Below are 888 nucleotides of genomic sequence, written 5' to 3'. Positions count from 1 at the left end.
ATGCGCGGCCGGTCGACGGCGGCCGGCGCCTCGCGCACCACCGGCACCGTCTCGCGCCAGCCATCGGCGGCGATGGCCGGCGCGTGCGGCGAGCGGAACATCACGCGGCCGAAGCCGTCGAGCACGCAGCCGTACAGATGTTGGCCGCTGTCGACGGTGTGGGCGCGGCCCAGCGGTTCGATGATGGTGCTGCGCGAGACGCCTTCCAGCGGGCTCAGGCCCGACAGCAGCGTGGCCTGCGCGGAGAAGCCGACCACCTCGGCCAGCATGGGCCGGTTGCCGGGACTGAGCAGGTGGCACAGTTCGCCGATGCGCGCCGGCGGCATGTGGGCCTCGATCAGCGTGCCCAGCACTTGCGCCACGCGGCCGTAGCGTTGCAGGCCCGGCGCCGCCGGCAGGCCGGCCAGCCAGGCCGGCGCGCGCGCCGCCAGCGCCGTCAGGCGCCGTGTCGCCGCCGCGTCGCGGCTCACCAGATCACCTCGATTTTGCGCTTGCCGAAGAAGGTGACGTGGTTGGCCTGGATCGCCACCAGCCGCACGCCGCGGTAGTCGTCGCCGACCTGCAGGCGGGCGCCGTCCTGCGTCACCACGCTGGCGTTGGCGCCGGAGATCACCTGGCCGATGCGGAACGGCAGCATGGCTTCGGCCGTCACGGCCTTGGCGCTGACCGGGAAGGTGATGCGGTGTTCCTTGATGAAGCTGTTCAAGATGCGTTCGAAGCGCGCTGTTTCCTCGTCGTCGAGCTGGGCCCGCATGGTCCAGGCGCGCGCCTCCAGCGACAGGTCGAAGCGGTCCAGCAGTTCGGCGTCGGCCAGCCGCTTGCGGAACAGCGCGGCCAGCGCCGGCGTGCCGGCGACGGCCGGCCCCGGCTGCGGGGACGCCGACGGGG

At 73.3% G+C, this 888-nt stretch carries 2 pseudogenes; both read right to left on the bottom strand.

Annotated elements, in window-relative coordinates:
- Positions 1-470, bottom strand: a pseudogene (locus tag GTP90_RS35880) (EscN/YscN/HrcN family type III secretion system ATPase); the annotation flags it as partial.
- A pseudogene (locus GTP90_RS35875) lies at positions 467-888 on the bottom strand (FHA domain-containing protein); the annotation flags it as partial. The pseudogenes GTP90_RS35875 and GTP90_RS35880, both read right to left, overlap by 4 nt.

This window comes from Duganella vulcania (genome assembly GCF_009857655.1).
Lineage (GTDB): Bacteria > Pseudomonadota > Gammaproteobacteria > Burkholderiales > Burkholderiaceae_D > Rugamonas > Rugamonas vulcania.
Note: the sequence above shows the minus strand (reverse complement) of the source record. Positions and strands in the feature narration are given on the sequence as shown.